This is a genomic window from Psychrobacter sp. AOP30-A2-5, from assembly GCF_052378115.1.
In the GTDB taxonomy this organism is placed as follows: domain Bacteria; phylum Pseudomonadota; class Gammaproteobacteria; order Pseudomonadales; family Moraxellaceae; genus Psychrobacter.
This window is the reverse complement of sequence record NZ_JBQSXK010000004.1, coordinates 131,630-148,510: the sequence shown is the minus strand read 5'-3', so window position 1 is coordinate 148,510 and position 16,881 is coordinate 131,630. Positions and strand designations below refer to the sequence as shown.

Genomic DNA, 16,881 nt, shown 5'->3' with positions numbered 1-16,881 from the left:
ACTTTAAAGTGTGCATAAAGGTTTTTAGCAAAATAATAAATTTATTTGACAGCTTTTTTTAGACGATTTCTAAGACGGCAGTGATTAGTTTCTTGCTCGCAATTAAACAATATTTGCCTCAAACATAAGCCACAACATCATTGAGTTATTACGATCATAAGTATATTTCAGCTGAAATATACGCTTCTTGAAACACACTTAAATCCAAGACTCATTGACCTCTCAGCGCTAATAGTATCTTTTCTTATAGATGATCTTATATATCGATGACTCTATGGTGCTCGGTATTGTGCCAGTGCTAATGGATATCATAACCGCCATATCTCTAACTCTTTAGCCTCGCTGAGGTAGTTCTGCTTATCCATTTATCTTTGATATTTGAGGTGCATTATAAATTTATTCAGTAGTATATCTTACACTAACAAGTTAGATGATTAATGACATAGTATAAGTAGCTACAAGCGTGATGATTGAGTGAAAAGTTAACACCTGAATTATGAAGTGTTATAGCGCTATTAGTTAAGTATGAGATCTCTAATAGAAATAACCATAGCTTACTTATGTACCAATGTCCTAGATATTATATTTAATAGTCATCAATAAAAAAACCTCACCAATGATGGCGAGGTTTTTTTATAGTGATAATTATATCGATAAGCTTATTTATTTAAATTGAGTTCCATTTCTTTAAATTTCGCAGTAACAGAGGCTTTTGGACCGCCTGTCATGATACTTACCGCAAAAATGGCGATTGTACTTAAGATAAAGCCCGGAACGATAGCATATAACCAGCTATTGAGTGCCATGCCATTCATCTGGAAAGGACCGTAAATCCATAGGATAACCGTCAATGCACCGACCACCATACCAGCAACTGCACCGTTACGGTTCATACCGCGCCAGATTAGGCTGAAAATAACCAATGGTCCAAATGCTGCACCAAATCCTGCCCAGGCGTTAGAGACCAAATTCAATACCGAGCTTTCTGGATTAGACGCCAGTAAAATGGCAACCACGGCGACAATGATTACGGAAATACGGCCGACCAATACTTGACGCGCTTCCGGTGCATCTTTATCAAAAAACAGCTTATAAACGTCTTTAGTCAATGAGCTTGATACCACCAATAGTTGCGATGAGATGGTACTCATGATCGCTGCTAAAATCGCGGCTAATAAGAAGCCTGAAACCAATGGATGGAATAAAAACTGCGTAAATACTAAAAAGATGGTCTCAGGATCATCTAGAGTCATCGCTGTCTTTTGGACATACGCACGACCAGCAAAACCAGTCATCAGTGCTCCAATAAGGCTGACAATCATCCAGCTCATACCGATGTTACGGGCAGTAGGGACATCTTTGACTGAGCGGATTGCCATAAAGCGCACGATGATGTGTGGCTGGCCAAAATAACCCAAGCCCCATGCCATTAGGGAAACAATACCAAGAATACTCATACCACTAGTAATGTTAAGCAAGCTTGGATCAATGTTTCTAACAGCTTGAGTAGTGGCTGAAATGCCACCAAGATCAGTGAAAGCGACGACAGGAACAATCACCATTGCAAACAGCATGATGATACCTTGTACAAAGTCAGTCATCGAAACGGCTAAGAAACCACCGAATAGCGTATAAGCAACAACAACGCCAGCGGTGACCCATAGGCCAGTGCTATAAGAAAGATTCAAAGAGCTTTCAAAGAGCTTACCGCCACCCACTAGGCTTGCAGCGGTATAAACGGTGAAGAATAGAATGATAACCAAGGCAGATATCACACGTAGCATGTGCGATTTATCTTCGAAGCGGTTAGCGAAATAATCAGGTAGGGTAATGGCGTTATCAGCCACTTCGGTATAAACGCGAAGGCGCGGTGCCACAATAAGGTAGTTTAAAAATGCACCAAGTGTCAAACCAAGCGCGATCCATATGCTCACGACACCGTCAGCATACATGTAACCGGGCAAGCCAAGTAGTAACCAACCTGACATATCTGATGCACCTGCCGATAGTGCAGTGACTGCTGGACCTAAACTGCGTCCTCCTAACATATAGCCTTCAGTATCATTGGCTTGCTTAAAGTAAGCGTAAATGCCAATACCAATCATCACTAAAAAATAGGCGCCAAGTGATACCAGCACGCCACTAGAAACTCCGTTCATATAAATTGTCCTTAACCAACATGGTTGGCGGTAATTATTTTAACTATAAAGATTAAGTGTTATAAGACGATGTCCCAAACAATATCTAAAGACGAAAAAAGCCATTAAGTAGGACATAATGGCTTTTATTCAATATCTGCTGTTAGTTTTATATGATTGATGCTGTTCTAGGGCTAATACGAATTTGCAGTGCTTAGAGATCAATAAGAATGTCATATTACATAATATCGACTGCTCGCATTTGCGACTCATTTATCAGTATCGGCCACCTATATAACCAATCATTTAAAACCATTAAACCTACTGTTAACCATCATATATTACTCGAAGTGTTCAATATATGACTATCAGTGTTCTTATAGTAAATTTTTGTTATAAAGACAACGTCAAGCGTATTATAACGCATGAGGGTCATAAATGCGAATAGCGTGCTTTTTAGATTCCATAGCACGCTCTAATCATCGTTTAGCTGGAGTTTTATTCAATAGGCGCTAACAAGTTTAACAAAGCTGTAACGCTGCTAGATTGCGTCAATTTCGGATTGATAACCACACCCAAATAGCGCTGTAACTCTATATTGTCTGCCATATCGATACGTTCTAAATCTTGACTAATCATGGTTTGCGGTAATACAGACCATCCCAGACCAACAGAAACCAGCATGCGAATAGATTCAAGAGGATTGGTGCTCATCGTGGCATAAGGTTTCAGATTGTGCTTAGCGAATTCAGCCAAGGTAATTTGACTGGTAAAGGTGTTGGCAGACGGTAAAATAGCAGGATAGCGTGCCAATTGCTCTAGTGTCACATTAGATTTGGTCGCTAAAGGCGATAGCGTACCTGTCATAAAGTAAAGAGGGTCTGACCATAGCGTATGATAGGTCAAGCGCTTATCATAGACGGGCGGTAGTGTTAAAAATGCTAATGATAAATCGCCATCGAGTACGGCTTTGTGCGCTTTTTCTGAATCGACGAAATGTACTTCTAGTTGTACGGCAGGATAAGCTTGGATAAAATGCTTAAGTACAGGCGCTAAATGGTGCAAGCCAATATGATGACTGGTACCGATCACTAATTTGCCAGATACGATATGCTGAGAGTGTTGCAGATTAATCTTAAAATTCTCATAATCTTCTAGCCAACGCTTGGCGTGCGGCAGCATTTCATTGGCTGCTTGGGTCGGTACAATGCCGCGTCCCACCGTATCAAACAAAGTAATGTTGAATTCATCTTCCAAATTTTTGATGCGTTTACTGACGGCAGGCTGTGTGATAAACAGTTTTTCTGCGGCACCTGAGATGCTGCCAGTGTGCATAACGGTAACGAATGTCGTCAAGTTTGTGGTGTTCAAACGGATGTCCTTAGCTACTTTGCGAGCTATAAATAAAAGTTGGCTGACCCAATCACAATGTATTAGAAATAAAAGTTTGCGTCTGGGCAAAAATCATCAATTATTATTATAGGATTAGCCTGCTATAATCACAAGACATCAAGGCGTATTGTGACATATTTATTCTATTAAATTGACTATTTGCAGCTCATCGCACGTTTTAAGTGCTGATAATGGTCATCAATGTAAAATCGCCAATATAAAAATATCGATTTTGATACAAGCGCCGCTGACGATGCCGCTGCGTATAAAATTTTTACCATAGACTATAGTCGAGTCAACTTAAAAGTAGTACAAGGCAACCGAGTGTAGATGTATATTTAATACTTCAAGCGAGGTTAACGCAGTAATACTTTTATAGTGGAATGACTATAAGCAAGTAAAAAAACCAGTAATTAGCAACCAATAAAGGATAGCAACATGGCAGGTCAAACGTTATATGACAAACTTTGGAATGCTCACGAAGTCACCAAGCGTGACGATGGTTCGAGCCTGATTTATATCGACCGCCATCTGTTGCATGAAGTGACCAGTCCGCAAGCATTTGAAGGCTTGGAGTTAGCCAATAGAGCACCGTGGCGCCTGTCGGCTAATATCGCCAGTCCTGACCATAACGTACCCACAGTCACTAAAGAGCGTTTAGAAGGCGTGCCTGGTATCAAGGACAAGGTATCACGCTTGCAGGTAGTGACATTGGATGAAAATTGCGCCAAATTTGATATCGCTGAGTTTACGATTAATGATGCTCGTCAAGGCATTTTACACGTCGTTGGCCCTGAGCAAGGTTTGGTGTTACCGGGTATGACGGTTGTTTGTGGTGATTCGCATACTGCTACTCATGGCGCGCTGGGCTGCTTAGCGCACGGTATCGGCACATCAGAGGTTGAGCATGTATTGGCAACTCAGTGCTTGATTCAGAAAAAATCAAAAAATATGCAAATTCGTGTCACTGGTAAGCTTGGTGCTGGCGTGACCTCAAAAGACGTGGTATTGGCTATTATCGCCAAAATTGGCACGGCTGGCGGGACAGGCCATGCTATCGAATTTGCTGGGCAAGTATTTGAAGACATGAGTATGGAAGGTCGCATGACCGTTTGTAACATGGCGATCGAAGCGGGTGCTCGCGTGGGTATGGTTGCGGTCGATGACACAACCATCGAGTACGTCAAAGGTCGTCCTTATGCGCCAACCTCTGAGCAATGGGCGCAAGCGGAAGCTTACTGGCGTACCTTATATTCTGATGATGACGCGGTATTTGATACTGTGGTTGAGTTGGATGGTAGCCAAATAGCGCCACAAGTCTCTTGGGGAACCTCTCCTGAAATGGTTGTCGATATCACTCAATCTGTACCAACACCTGATCAAGCGGTAGATGAAGCACAAGAAGAAGGCTGGTTACGTGCTTATACCTATATGGGTTTAGACGCTGGGCAAAAGATTACCGATATCCAGCTTGATCGCATTTTTATTGGTTCATGTACCAATTCGCGTATCGAAGATTTGCGTGATGCCGCCGCAGTCATTAAAGGTCGTAAAGTCGCGGACAATATCAAAGAAGCCATCGTTGTGGCAGGTTCTGGGCAAGTGAAGTTGCAGGCTGAAGCAGAAGGCTTAGATGCCTTGTTTACTGAGGCTGGATTTGAGTGGCGTGAGCCGGGTTGTTCGATGTGTCTTGCCATGAATGCGGATAAGCTTGAGCCACAAGAGCACTGTGCTTCAACGTCTAACCGTAACTTCGAAGGTCGTCAGGGCAATGGTGGTCGTACGCATCTGGTCAGCCCAGCAATGGCAGCAGCAGCAGCATTGGCGGGTCACTTTGTCGATGTAAGAACGTTTTAACTTTGCATTTCTATAGAGCATAAAAATGAAAATGCTGTTTGTTTTATTTTGCTTATTGGGCAACTCTCAGTTAGCGATGGCTCGTGATTACTGTAATGGAAGATTTGCCTATTGTGTCTATGTGCCAAATCAATTGACATGGTTGCCTGAGGCAGATAATGGTGATGGTCGTCATTTTAAGTTACCCAATTCTAATGCCACTATTTTGGTCTTTGGGAGTAATACACCAACTGTTTTCTTTTATACCGATAGTGATTATCTAAAAGAGAAGCAGCATCGATATAAAACAGGCATGACAGTTACTTACGAGCTGTTAAAAGATAAAACCTATACAGCAAGCGGCTATAGAAAAGACGGTCAAGTTTTTTATCATGTTATTAAAGTTAAGGATGGTCAGGAAGCAGTATTACATCTGAACTATCCTGAAAGTGAAAAAACTAAAATGACAAGTATTGTTAAACAAATGGCACGCTCTTTTGAGATTCATTAGACCGTCAAAAAAATTTACGTTAGTAATCGATATTTTAAGGAAAAACCATGCAAGCTTATAACACTCAAACGGGTATCGTTTGCCCATTAGATCGCGCAAACGTCGATACCGATCAAATTATTGCCAAGCAGTTTTTAAAGTCCATTAAACGCACAGGCTTTGGCGTCAATTTGTTTGATGATTGGCGTTATCTCGACGAAGGCTATCCGGGTCAAGACAATAGCACACGCGTTATCAATCCAGAATTTGTACTAAATAAGCCGCGTTATCAAGGCGCGACTATTTTGCTGGCACGCCGCAACTTTGGTTGTGGTTCTAGTCGTGAGCATGCGCCTTGGGCGTTGTCTGAATATGGTTTTCGTACGGTGATCGCGCCAAGCTTTGCAGATATTTTTTATAACAACTGCTTTAAAAACGGCATGCTACCAATTGTCTTGGATGAGGCAATTGTAGATACATTAATGAAAGACACGCTTGCTAATGAAGGCTATGAGCTAACTGCAGATCTTGAACGCCAAGTCGTCGTCACCTCAACAGGTGAAGAATATGCATTTGACGTGGATGCTTTTCGCAAACATTGCTTGTTAAATGGGCTTGATGATATTGGTTTAACCTTGCAGCAAAGCGATGCCATTAAAGATTATGAGCATAAGATGATGCAAAAAACACCATGGATATTTAACGATGTACGAGCATAAATAATGAATCTGCAAGCCATTACTCATAAAACTGCTGAACAGTAATAATGTAACGTTGAGTTATGGCGGTGAACTGGCTAAAATGAAGGGTAGTTTTTTTACGATATTTTATTATTTCTCTCATAAATAGTAGCCGCCATTATGAATAAAAAACGTTATGCTTTATGGACAAGTACGGTTGTTGCCGCAAGCTTATTGTTGTCAGGCTGTCAGCTATTGACTGGGTATCAGAAAATAGATGAGGCAGAAAACGCTAAAGCATGGGCAGGTAAGATTCAACCGATTGCGGGTGAAGTCAATATTGCCTGTATAGGAACCTATCATTGTGAAATTGCACGGATAGATAAGACACGAGTGATAGGGGCTGATACGCATGAGCCTATCAATCCTGCCATGCTGGTCGCGATGAAAGATATGAGTGCAAAGGGCAAAAGTCATACCAGCAGTCATAACAACAATAAGCATGCACAAACATCAATGCACGCAAACATAGATATGACGCCACTCGCTCATAAAAATGAGATTAAAATTGTACCTTTGTCTGCCTCAGGCATGCCGGGTCTAACCAATTATTATGCGCGGGTAAAACCTGCAAAACGCGAAGTACAGGTGAATTTCTATCCAGAAAACAATCTGGGCTATGTTGAGCGTTTTACTTTAATTCACGATTTTATTGAGGCGGACACTTATCAATTACGGGCTTATCAGAAAAAATCTAACGATAATTCTGGCAGTTTATTAGACACCGCTTCACCACAGCCGCTATGTGTTGATCTGTATCAAGGCAACACTGTACAGCGCCGTTTTTGTAAAGAGCTGTCTGCTGAGCATCAAGGAGAGTTTGTAGAAACTCGTATCGTGAAAGCATTGCCTGCATCATCGAAAGTAAAAGCCAAAGCTTAAAGCCTATGTGATTTTCAAAAATAGTAAATTGATCACGATTTTTTGTGCTATTGAAGGCACTAAAAATCGTTTTTAGGAAAATATCGTAAATTTGTAGTATTAGGGCTTGTCCTCAATTCAATCGATTATCCTCTAAATGAGTTGAAAATGGCTAAATTTTGCCAAACATCGTTAACAAACATCGTTAAATAGCTTATCAATATCTCGATATTATTTGCGCTACTTTCCTTGTTTGACGGCAATTTTTATCACCATTTTTAAAATGAGGACATGCCCTAACATAAATAAAAATCTACCTACCCACAAGGATTAGTATGGCAACGATTTTAACATTAGCGGGCGATGGTATTGGTCCCGAGATCATGACTCAAGCCATTGACGTACTGAATGCAGTCAATAAGAAATTTGCGTTAGATTTGACACTTGAATCTGGATTGATTGGCGGTGTGGCCATTGACGCAACGGGCGAGCCTTTGCCAGATGAAACGCTAGACCGTGCCCGTGCAGCAGATGCGGTATTGTTAGGAGCGGTCGGTGGTCCTAAATGGGATGGTATTGAACGCAGCAAGCGCCCTGAACGTGGTTTACTTAAAATACGTGGTGAGCTTGGTTTGTTCGCTAATCTACGTGTGGCAAAGCTTTACCCGCAGTTGGTCAATGCGTCTAGTATCAAACCTGAGATTATTTCAGGCTTGGATTTGCTTATCGTTCGTGAGTTAACGGGTGGTATCTATTTTGGTGAGCCACGTGGAATCCGCACACTAGAGAATGGTGAACAGCAGGGCTACAACACCATGGTCTATAGCACAAGCGAGATTCAGCGTATCGGTAAAGTTGCTTTTGAATTGGCAAAAACGCGTGCGCAAGCAGCAGGCACAGCAGCGAAAGTTTGCTCAGTGGACAAGGCAAACGTATTAGAAGTCACCGAACTGTGGAAGCAAACGATGACCCAAATGCAGCAAGCAGATTATAGCGACGTGGCGTTATCGCATATGTATGCTGACAATGCTTGTATGCAATTGATCAAGAATCCTAAGCAGTTTGATGTCATGGTGACAGGCAATATGTTCGGTGATATCTTGTCTGATGAAGCTGCTATGCTCACTGGATCTATCGGTATGTTGCCATCAGCCAGTCTTGATGAAGCAGGCAAAGGGATGTATGAGCCGTGTCATGGTTCAGCACCTGATATTGCTGGGCAGGACAAAGCCAACCCATTGGCGACTATTTTATCGGTTGCGATGATGCTGCGTTATACTTTTAAGCAAGAAGCAGCGGCACAAGCGATTGAGCAAGCAGTGAGTGATGTCCTTGATGACGGTTTGCGCACGCTTGATATCTTGGACAGTAGTGAAGCTGGATTGAAGCAAGTAGGGTGCCAAGAGATGGGGCAAGCAGTATTGGCTAAATTACTCTAGTCCCACTATAGTGATATAGATTGAATTTTCCCCTGTTTTATTTCGATAGGGAAAAATTCTCATCTTTATCTTTAATCGTCGTTCTAAACCCATAATTTGCTCAGCAAATTATGGGTTTTTTTTTATGTTTATTTTAATCACTTTCTAGCGGTAACACACTAAACCAGATAGTTGTAAAAAAGTACTTGTTTTAACACAGACACCGCAGGACAAAGGCTTTATTAACATAAAGCTGTTATATGCTCACAAGGTAATATGACACTATTAACAGCTTACAAACCACTAGAATCGCAGACTTTCACGTTAGAAGAGAGCTGATGAAAAGGTGTTTGAGTAAAGTTGGTTATGAAGGCGTTACAACTCAAAATAACAAGCCTTGATGACAACATAACAAAATAAAACTTATTATTTTTATAAAAAATTAGGAGCATGAGGTGTATCAATTAAAAAAAATCAGCACAGCAGTAGCGATGATCGGTTTTTCTACGGCAGTTTTCATGGGGCAGAGCGTTGCAGCACCACTGGATAGTGTAAATGCCAACAATCAAGCAACGACCAATAACTCTGACAACCAAACACCGACCAATAACGATGAAGCCAGTATTAGCAAAAATAATGCTAATAAGGCGAATGCTGCTGAAGAAGTCAGCCCTGTGACCAATGGCGTTAGCCAAAAGCTAGCACGTGATAGCAAAACCGCAAATGCTTCGAAAAAATTCCTACCTACTATCAAGTATACGACAGACAATTTATCAGTTGCTGCGCAAAAGGTGAATGATGCCACTTGGAAAGAGGGGATGAGTATCGACCGTGTCATCGGTACTAAATTGCAAGCCTTATTAAATTGGCATCACAATGGTGTAGGCCCTGTTGATGGTTATTGGGGCAAAAATACCCGCAAGGCCATGCAAGCGTTTCAACAAGCAAATGGTTTGGCAGTCACTGACACGCTAAACAACGAAACATGGCAAGCGCTGACAAAGAATGAAAAACTCGCGGTGCAGCCAGTGCTAGTCAGCTATCAGATAACTGATGCGGATGTTAATATTAAGATGACAGAAATACCAGCTGGTGCTGAAGCCAAATCCAAACTTGAGGGATTGTATTACGAGAGCATCACAGAAGGGCTAGCAGAAAAATTCCATATCAGTGAAAGCTATCTCAAAGCGTTAAACCCTAAGGGTAGCTTTAGGGCGGGTGAAACCATCACAGTTTATAATCCTGGCAACCCAAATACCAAGCCTGTCAGTCGAGTCGTTGCTGATAAAGCCACTGAAACGCTATATGCCTATGATGATAAAGACAACTTAGTTGCCAGCTATCCGACCACAGTAGGTAGTACGGCAACACCGTCACCAACAGGGACACATACGGTAGAGGTGAAGGTGCATGAGCCTAATTATACTTATACTGCTGAGGACGGTAGCAAGTCTATTCTTCCACCTGGCCCTAATAATCCAGTTGGCTCGGTATGGATCGGGCTTAGTAAGCCTTCTTATGGTATTCATGGCTCACCAGATCCTGATCGTATTAGCCGTCAAGCCTCAGCGGGTTGTATACGCCTGACAAATTGGGATGCACTTGCTTTGCTAGGGGTGATTCAAAACGGTGCGACTGTCGAGTTTAAATAGTGCCTCACTGTTTCTTAATCATGCTACTTATTAATCATGATTTAGAAATTTGAAAGTAAGTCAACTCATAAAATTTAGACAAAAAAATACCGCTGAAATTTAGCGGTATTTTTTATGATAAAAACAAATAACTAAGACTGAATCACTAAAATATTGATAGGCAATAATGAGCAGGTTAGCATTTTCATTATTATTATCAGTTAAACCACCCAAGCGTCTATATCAGCTATCAGCGAAAAGAAGCCATTTAGCAACCAGCTGTATTTATATAAATGCTTTTATAACCATTTTAGTTTATAAGAAATTAGTTTTTGCCACGATAAGTAATACGACCTTTTGATAGGTCATAAGGTGTCATTTCGACCTTAACTTTATCACCTGTCAGGATACGGATATAATGCTTACGCATTTTACCTGAGATGTGAGCAATGATTTCGTGTCCGTTTTCTAAACGAACTCTAAACAGGGTATTTGGAAGGGTGTCAATGACTTCGCCTTCAAATTCAATAATATCGTCTTTTGCCATAGTTGGTATCAATCAATTAAAAATAAGCCCATATTATACGTAAGTTAGCGGATTAAAGCAATACAGCACTAGGTTTTTACTTGACAGCCTGTAACCGTTATGTATGCCAACTCCTATTTATTTAGTCAGGTAAATTTAGCCAAATGGGGGTTAAAGGAGCATTTGGCAGTCGTTGTTGAAAATGCTCAGGATAGTAAGCATTGATAAAATATAGACCATCACCAGAGGCAGTAGGCGGTGCGATAGTACGATCTTTTTTGGCTAAAATATCTAAAAAGGCTTCTGGCTGCAACTCGTGTCGACCGATGGCATACAAGGTACCCATTAAGTTACGAACCATATGATGCAAAAATCCATCTGCTTGAATGTCAAAAACGATAAACTGACCATGGGCAAAGAGTCTTGCGTGACTGACTGAGCGTACCGGCTGATTAGACTGGCAAGCAGCGGCGCGGTAGCTACTAAAATCGTGAGTACCGACGATCTCAGCCGCCGCCAGTTGCATCGCTGCTAAATCGAGCGGTTCATAGATGTGAGTTACTTGGTGATTCAAAATAGCAGGGCGCTGTGCTTGATTCAGCGTGATGTAGCGATAGCGACGGGCAATGGCACCAAAACGCGCATGAAAGTCGTCAGGCATTGGTTGAATCCAGCGCAGGGCGATATCATCAGGCAATAGACTGTTTACCCCGCGCAGCCAGTTATGAGTAGGACGATAGGCACGTGTCGTAAAGTGGGCAATCATATTGCTGGCATGGACGCTTGCATCGGTACGACCAGCCGCGACGACCTCTACCGTCTCATTTGCGACTTTACCGATAGCGGTTTCTAACGCTTCTTGTACGCCTAATACTTCTCGTTGTCGCTGCCAGCCATGATAGCGCGTGCCCAAGAACTCAATTGCAATGGCTAATGTATAGGTTGGGGGCATTTCAGCGTTGATGCTGTTAATCTCGGACATGTTAATCTCGGACATGGTTGGTATTGGACATTTTCGTATTGGTTCTTATAAAGTAAACATATTTAACGATAGTCTAACGCTTTTTGATAGTGGTACCCGCCTGATTGACATTGTTCAACCAACGTTGTCTGCGCCGAGCGGGATTGTCATAACGCAGCAATAGCCATAATAATCGTGCATAGATAGCAGGAATCGTTAAGCGTCCGCCAGCAATCACATGATACTCATATTGCCAACTACCAGCCGCATAGCTGTCACTGACACCGCCAAATGGAGATTGGCTAGCGCATATCACCATGTGACCGTTTTTATAAGCAAGCTCTAGTGCCTCTGCTAGCGCTTGAGAATAAGGAACATTACCTGCGCCAAATCCTAACAAGATAATGCCACATGGCGGCTGTGATAATAACGCCTGTAGCTGGCTAGTCATTACCTCAGTGTCGTTTGGCAAGCAATATAAAGCATGAATGCGTGCTTGCTCAGCCCGAGATTCGATATGGTTAATCATTGCTTGCTGATCATCGAGCCAATGCTGGCGGCGGGTATTCGGTAAGTTTTTTATATAACTATTGGCAGGATAGGCAGCTCTGGAGTGACCCGTAAATGCCATCAAATCATGGCTATGAATTTTTTGTACCGTTTGCGCAGGCCAAGACTCACCGCCAAAAGCAATCTTCACACCCGACTCACCAGCAGCAGCCAGTTTTAGTGAATCGCTGAGGTTATCCCATGCGTCGCTATGGTCATCGATATCATAGGACTGTATCACCTCGCTGTCTAACAATGGGCGCATACTACCAGTGACGACTATACAAATATCACTGCCAGCAAACGCTTCTGCTAAAAACGCACCCAAATAACTCAAAGTATCTGTACCAGTGATGAGCACAAAACGCCTGTCGCCTTGTGCATAGGCTGCTAGCAAAAGCTGATAAAAATGTACAAAGTCGTTAGGGGTAAGTTGGCTACTGTCTTTAATTAAGGCATTATCCAGCCATGAGATTTGAGGCAAGTGGTTAGCGTTATCTTGGTCAGTCAATAGCTTTTGTAAAGTTGGTAAGAATACTTCTGCTGATAACGGTGCTAAGGGTCGTCCATAGCTACCAAAAGTACCGCCAGCATAAATGAGTTGGACAGGATTGGATAATGTATTTGTCATAGCAGAAAATGGCATAGTATGAGCCGTAATAAAGAAGTATGTGATAAAAAAGAGAGTTTAAGGTTGGATGCTAATAGCTAATAGCTAATAGCTAATAGCTAATAGCTAATAGCTAATAGCTAATAGCTAATAGCGCTCAGTAATAATAAATAGTATAAAGGTTAAATGCAAAAAAAATCAGCAAGTATTCTTAGTGTTATAGAATACTTGCTGACCAAAGAACGATGGGACTTTTACGCAGTACGATCTAGTAATACTTTTGCTTGGTTCTGTTGCTCACTAGTGCCCTGAATTAATACCTCATTCAATAAGCGTTTGGCACTGTCGTATTCACCCAATTGTAAATATTGGCCTGCCAAATCTAGCGTAACTTGAGTGCTATCTAATGATTTGACAAAGTCAAAGTCGGCCGCAAAGCGCGAGGAAAAGTCTTCTGCTGTTTCAGCAGCATCTTCGGCGGTAAGGGGAGACTCGTCTTCAACTGGGCTGAGCGCTGTTGAAGAGTGAGTATCGAATTCATTGTCTAATAAAGAGTTATCATCGAATAGCAGCGGGGCTGTCGTTGTGACAATAGATTCTTCAGCAAGATTATATTCTGAATCATTATTATCAAGCGATTGTGCTTCGAGATTAATATTTTCAAAGCCTTCAGTTTCAAAGCTCTCAGTTTCAAAACGATCTTCTTCAATAATGAAGTTATCAATATCACTATTTTCTTCAAGTACAGGCGCTTCGCTTTCTGTTAATGTTTCTATGTTGTTTCGCGCATCGAGACTGTCTAAAGACAAAGTGAAATCATTTTCTTCGTCATTCTGGACAGTGTTGATAGACAATGCTTCAGCAGTCTCTTCAACACCTTTATCGACATCAGTTGCTAGATCATCAAAGTCTAAAATGAATGCGTCATCTTCTAGCGTCATTTCCTCGTTAATACTATCAGGGCGGTCTGGAATGACAGAATCCGTTGCCTGAGCATCAGTGTCTTCAGATGAATCAAAGCTGAAGTCAAAATCACTAAGATCATTGAGATCATTATCTTCTGCGGACACCGCGACATCATTATCAGTTATGTCAATATTGTCAGTGTTCAGGCTTTCATCATCTGTCATCTCTAATGATGACGTGACTGGCGTCGTATCAGTCGCCTCAGATGCGCTAATATTACTCTCTAAATCACTCAGCGTAAGATCAAAGTTATCCTCTACATCGTCGCTAGTAAGACTGGTCTCATAAGATGTGTTTATTACTGCCGAATTAGACAGGCTGTCGTCTAGCATCGTACTACGGTTATCTTCAGAGGTTGCTGGCTGATCAGATAGCGCGTTCTTACTATCGATTTGATTAATCGGTAAGTCAAAATCTATGCTTTCAAAATGGCTATTATCTTCTACGGGTGCCTCTTTTGCTGCGACTTGATTCTGCTCTTCTGAAAATAAAGCTTTTAACTCATCAGCTAGCGCAAGACTTTTTGGGTCGCTTTGCGTCTTGATGGCATCATAAACTTTGTTAAAGTTCTCTGGCTGATTAATAGTCGCGTATATACTGAGTAATTTAACAGACAATTGACCATCATTCGGTTTTTCGCTTAGGCCGCGACTGAGGGTTTCAATGGCTTTGTCATAACGCTGTTGATCCATGAAGCGCTGGGCAATCGTAATATGATCAAACTTATTGTCATCATCTTTGTGGCTTTGGGCAGGAGTGTTGTGATCCGTTTTTGGCATCGGAGCTGGCGTAGCGGTACTCATTCCCGGCTGCGCTGAGGGCTTTTGCGCTTTCTTTTTGTACAATAGTAAACCGGCTACTATTAGAATAAGTACCAATCCGGCGATGATATATAGCATATTGTCCATAGTTACTCCCACGCCTATGATCACAGCACACTGCGTTGATCAGTTAGGCAATTATTGATTGCGTAGTTTTTTGAGACGAGCTTGGAGCTCAGCCAGTTTTTGGTTTTGTAATTGAATTTTTCTTGTATAGCTATCAAGTGCACTGCTGGTTTTTGACAGCTGCTGAGCTTGAGCTGCCGTACTTTGTCTTGAGGCCTTGAGCGTGGCTAATATATCTGTGCTGAGACCATTACCTGTTGCCACTGCTGATGTTGCTTGGGTGCCATCTGCGTTGCCATTACGACCAGGTGCGAGCACTGAAAATTGTGCTTTTGGCAGCGTTTGTGTTTTAGTAATCATGGGTTTTTTACGCTGTTTAGCGACTTGATTTGTTTCAGACGGTTTTTTAGAGGGTGCTTTGGCAGCCTTTTTTACCACAGGTGTGTTTGCTCTGCGGCTATATTGTCTTTGCGCTTTAATAGCCGCTTCTAGTTTTTGTTGTGATGGTACAACATCGTAACTGGGCAAGCTAAGCTTGGCATCCGCTTTGAGTTGACCCGCGTCTTTATTAATAAAGGCATCAGGGTTTTGCGTCTGAATCTGCTTCATTACTGTTTGAATGTCTAAGTCATTTTCTTGCGCAATTTGCTGTGCAATAACCCATAGACTGTCGTTGCGCTGTACTTGATATTGGGACGCAGTAGTAGTGCTGGCTGCCGTACTGATAGAGGCGTTGTTGGTGACACTAGATGGAACAGTGGCGACAGCTGTATTGCTGGTATCAAGACTGGCTTTTGGTGTACTCGCTTTGTTGTCACTCGGCGTTGGCATAATAGGAGAAGCAGTCATCATGCCAGCTTCTGATTTGCTACTCGGCTGTATCTGGCGAGTGACTTGAATATTCAAAATATCGAGCTGTTTATCAGTGACAGCTGTAGCAGACAGATTATTACCTATTGGCATGGTCTTGTTATTGACTAGGGCTGTATCATTCGCTACATTCTTAGCAGAATTGAGGTCGATATTGCTATTACCCATTGTCGTAACATTGCCATTTGCACTCAAGCGACCATTGTCTAATCGACTGGTTGGATTACGATCATTGTCGTTAGCGCTAAGAGTGTTGTTAACGTTGTTTAAACGACCGTTATCTAGCCGGCTAGGCGCATAAGCAAGATTGTTGCCTTGCGAAGTAGGAGTCGTTGTAGGTGCTTGGATATTAGGTGCTGGCAATTTAGACATCACCAACTCGCTCGTTGACGAGTGAGTAGTCGCTAGTATGGGCGATAATGTTAATGGCGGCGGTGCACCTTCTCTAACAGTCAACGGTTTAGCCATATTAGAGGACACACTGGGTAGATTGGGTTTTTTTGCGCCAGTAACGATGTTTTTAGGCGTGTCAATGGGCAAACGGCTATTGAGCGGCATCAACAATGTCTTGGGAATGACGTTGCGTTGACCCTTATCATTTATGTTTAAAACCACATCAGCAAAAGGTGTAGATACAGGTTTTGAGGTAGTAATAAATACTTGACCGCTGGTCGCTGAGGTAGGTTTAAAGCGTACGGTCATCGAATCAGTTTGGGCTAAGCCCATTTGCTGATAAATAGTAGAGTTTGCCAAACTTGCTGAAAAGTCAGCGGCTCGAATATCACTGACCACAATGCTCGCAGCTAGCGGCTCATGCTGGGCAGAGGTCACAACAGTCTTGCCAATCGTTGCAGCTTGTGCACTCGATACGAGAGCCGCATAGCCTACGGAACAAAGTAGTGCCATCGAGACCGCGCGATGTACCGTAGTCAACCGATGAGATAAATGACAAGACATGTGCAGACCTTTAAGATATAAGTTATCTGTGCTGTTATAACAAAATACC

General features: G+C 42.2%; 13 protein-coding genes. 6 read left to right on the top strand and 7 right to left on the bottom strand.

The features are described 5' to 3' along the window. Positions 1-659: 659 nt before the first annotated feature. Positions 660-2,159, bottom strand: coding sequence for a sodium/proline symporter PutP (putP, locus tag ACT3S4_RS05175; RefSeq protein WP_444760612.1), 1,500 nt, complete (start codon positions 2,157-2,159; stop codon positions 660-662). A gap of 477 nt (positions 2,160-2,636) precedes the next feature. Further along, positions 2,637-3,509: a LysR family transcriptional regulator gene (locus ACT3S4_RS05170; protein WP_444760611.1), complete on the bottom strand. Its 873-nt coding sequence runs from the start codon at positions 3,507-3,509 to the stop codon at positions 2,637-2,639. Between the two features lie 459 nt (positions 3,510-3,968). On the opposite strand from ACT3S4_RS05170, the gene leuC reads away from it, so the two are divergent. The 6 genes from leuC to ACT3S4_RS05140 all read left to right on the top strand — a co-directional run bounded on the left by leuC (position 3,969) and on the right by ACT3S4_RS05140 (position 10,527). Then, positions 3,969-5,387: a 3-isopropylmalate dehydratase large subunit gene (leuC, locus tag ACT3S4_RS05165; protein ID WP_201603548.1), complete on the top strand. Its 1,419-nt coding sequence runs from the start codon at positions 3,969-3,971 to the stop codon at positions 5,385-5,387. Between the two features lie 25 nt (positions 5,388-5,412). Further along, entirely contained in the window at positions 5,413-5,877 is a 465-nt protein-coding gene (locus ACT3S4_RS05160) for a hypothetical protein (protein WP_444760610.1), read from the top strand. A 47-nt stretch (positions 5,878-5,924) separates the two neighbouring features. Then, positions 5,925-6,575, top strand: coding sequence for a 3-isopropylmalate dehydratase small subunit (gene leuD, locus ACT3S4_RS05155; RefSeq protein WP_055124341.1), 651 nt, complete (start codon positions 5,925-5,927; stop codon positions 6,573-6,575). A gap of 141 nt (positions 6,576-6,716) precedes the next feature. After that, positions 6,717-7,478, top strand: coding sequence for a hypothetical protein (locus tag ACT3S4_RS05150; protein ID WP_444760609.1), 762 nt, complete (start codon positions 6,717-6,719; stop codon positions 7,476-7,478). A 314-nt stretch (positions 7,479-7,792) separates the two neighbouring features. Beyond that, the gene (gene leuB, locus ACT3S4_RS05145) at positions 7,793-8,896 is read left to right on the top strand and encodes a 3-isopropylmalate dehydrogenase (RefSeq protein WP_055124339.1); all 1,104 of its coding nucleotides are present in this window, start codon (positions 7,793-7,795) and stop codon (positions 8,894-8,896) included. Positions 8,897-9,330: 434 nt separating this feature from the next. Continuing rightward, entirely contained in the window at positions 9,331-10,527 is a 1,197-nt protein-coding gene (locus ACT3S4_RS05140) for a L,D-transpeptidase family protein (protein ID WP_444760608.1), read from the top strand. Positions 10,528-10,831: 304 nt separating this feature from the next. Here ACT3S4_RS05140 and infA read toward each other — a convergent pair whose 3' ends face one another. From infA to ACT3S4_RS05115, 5 genes are all read right to left on the bottom strand, one after another. Then, the gene (gene infA / locus ACT3S4_RS05135) at positions 10,832-11,053 is read right to left on the bottom strand and encodes a translation initiation factor IF-1 (RefSeq protein ID WP_045446828.1); all 222 of its coding nucleotides are present in this window, start codon (positions 11,051-11,053) and stop codon (positions 10,832-10,834) included. Between the two features lie 121 nt (positions 11,054-11,174). Then, positions 11,175-12,014 carry a tRNA pseudouridine(38-40) synthase TruA gene (gene truA / locus ACT3S4_RS05130; protein WP_444760607.1) on the bottom strand — a complete coding sequence of 280 codons (840 nt, stop codon included), beginning with the start codon at positions 12,012-12,014 and terminating at the stop codon, positions 11,175-11,177. Between the two features lie 73 nt (positions 12,015-12,087). Continuing rightward, positions 12,088-13,173, bottom strand: coding sequence for an asparaginase (locus ACT3S4_RS05125; RefSeq protein WP_444760647.1), 1,086 nt, complete (start codon positions 13,171-13,173; stop codon positions 12,088-12,090). Between the two features lie 233 nt (positions 13,174-13,406). Continuing rightward, the gene (locus tag ACT3S4_RS05120; protein ID WP_444760606.1) at positions 13,407-15,026 is read right to left on the bottom strand and encodes a FimV/HubP family polar landmark protein; all 1,620 of its coding nucleotides are present in this window, start codon (positions 15,024-15,026) and stop codon (positions 13,407-13,409) included. A 51-nt stretch (positions 15,027-15,077) separates the two neighbouring features. After that, positions 15,078-16,832 (bottom strand): type IV pilus assembly protein FimV, encoded by a 1,755-nt coding sequence (locus tag ACT3S4_RS05115; RefSeq protein WP_444760605.1) that lies wholly within the window; start codon positions 16,830-16,832, stop codon positions 15,078-15,080. Positions 16,833-16,881 lie beyond the last annotated feature (49 nt).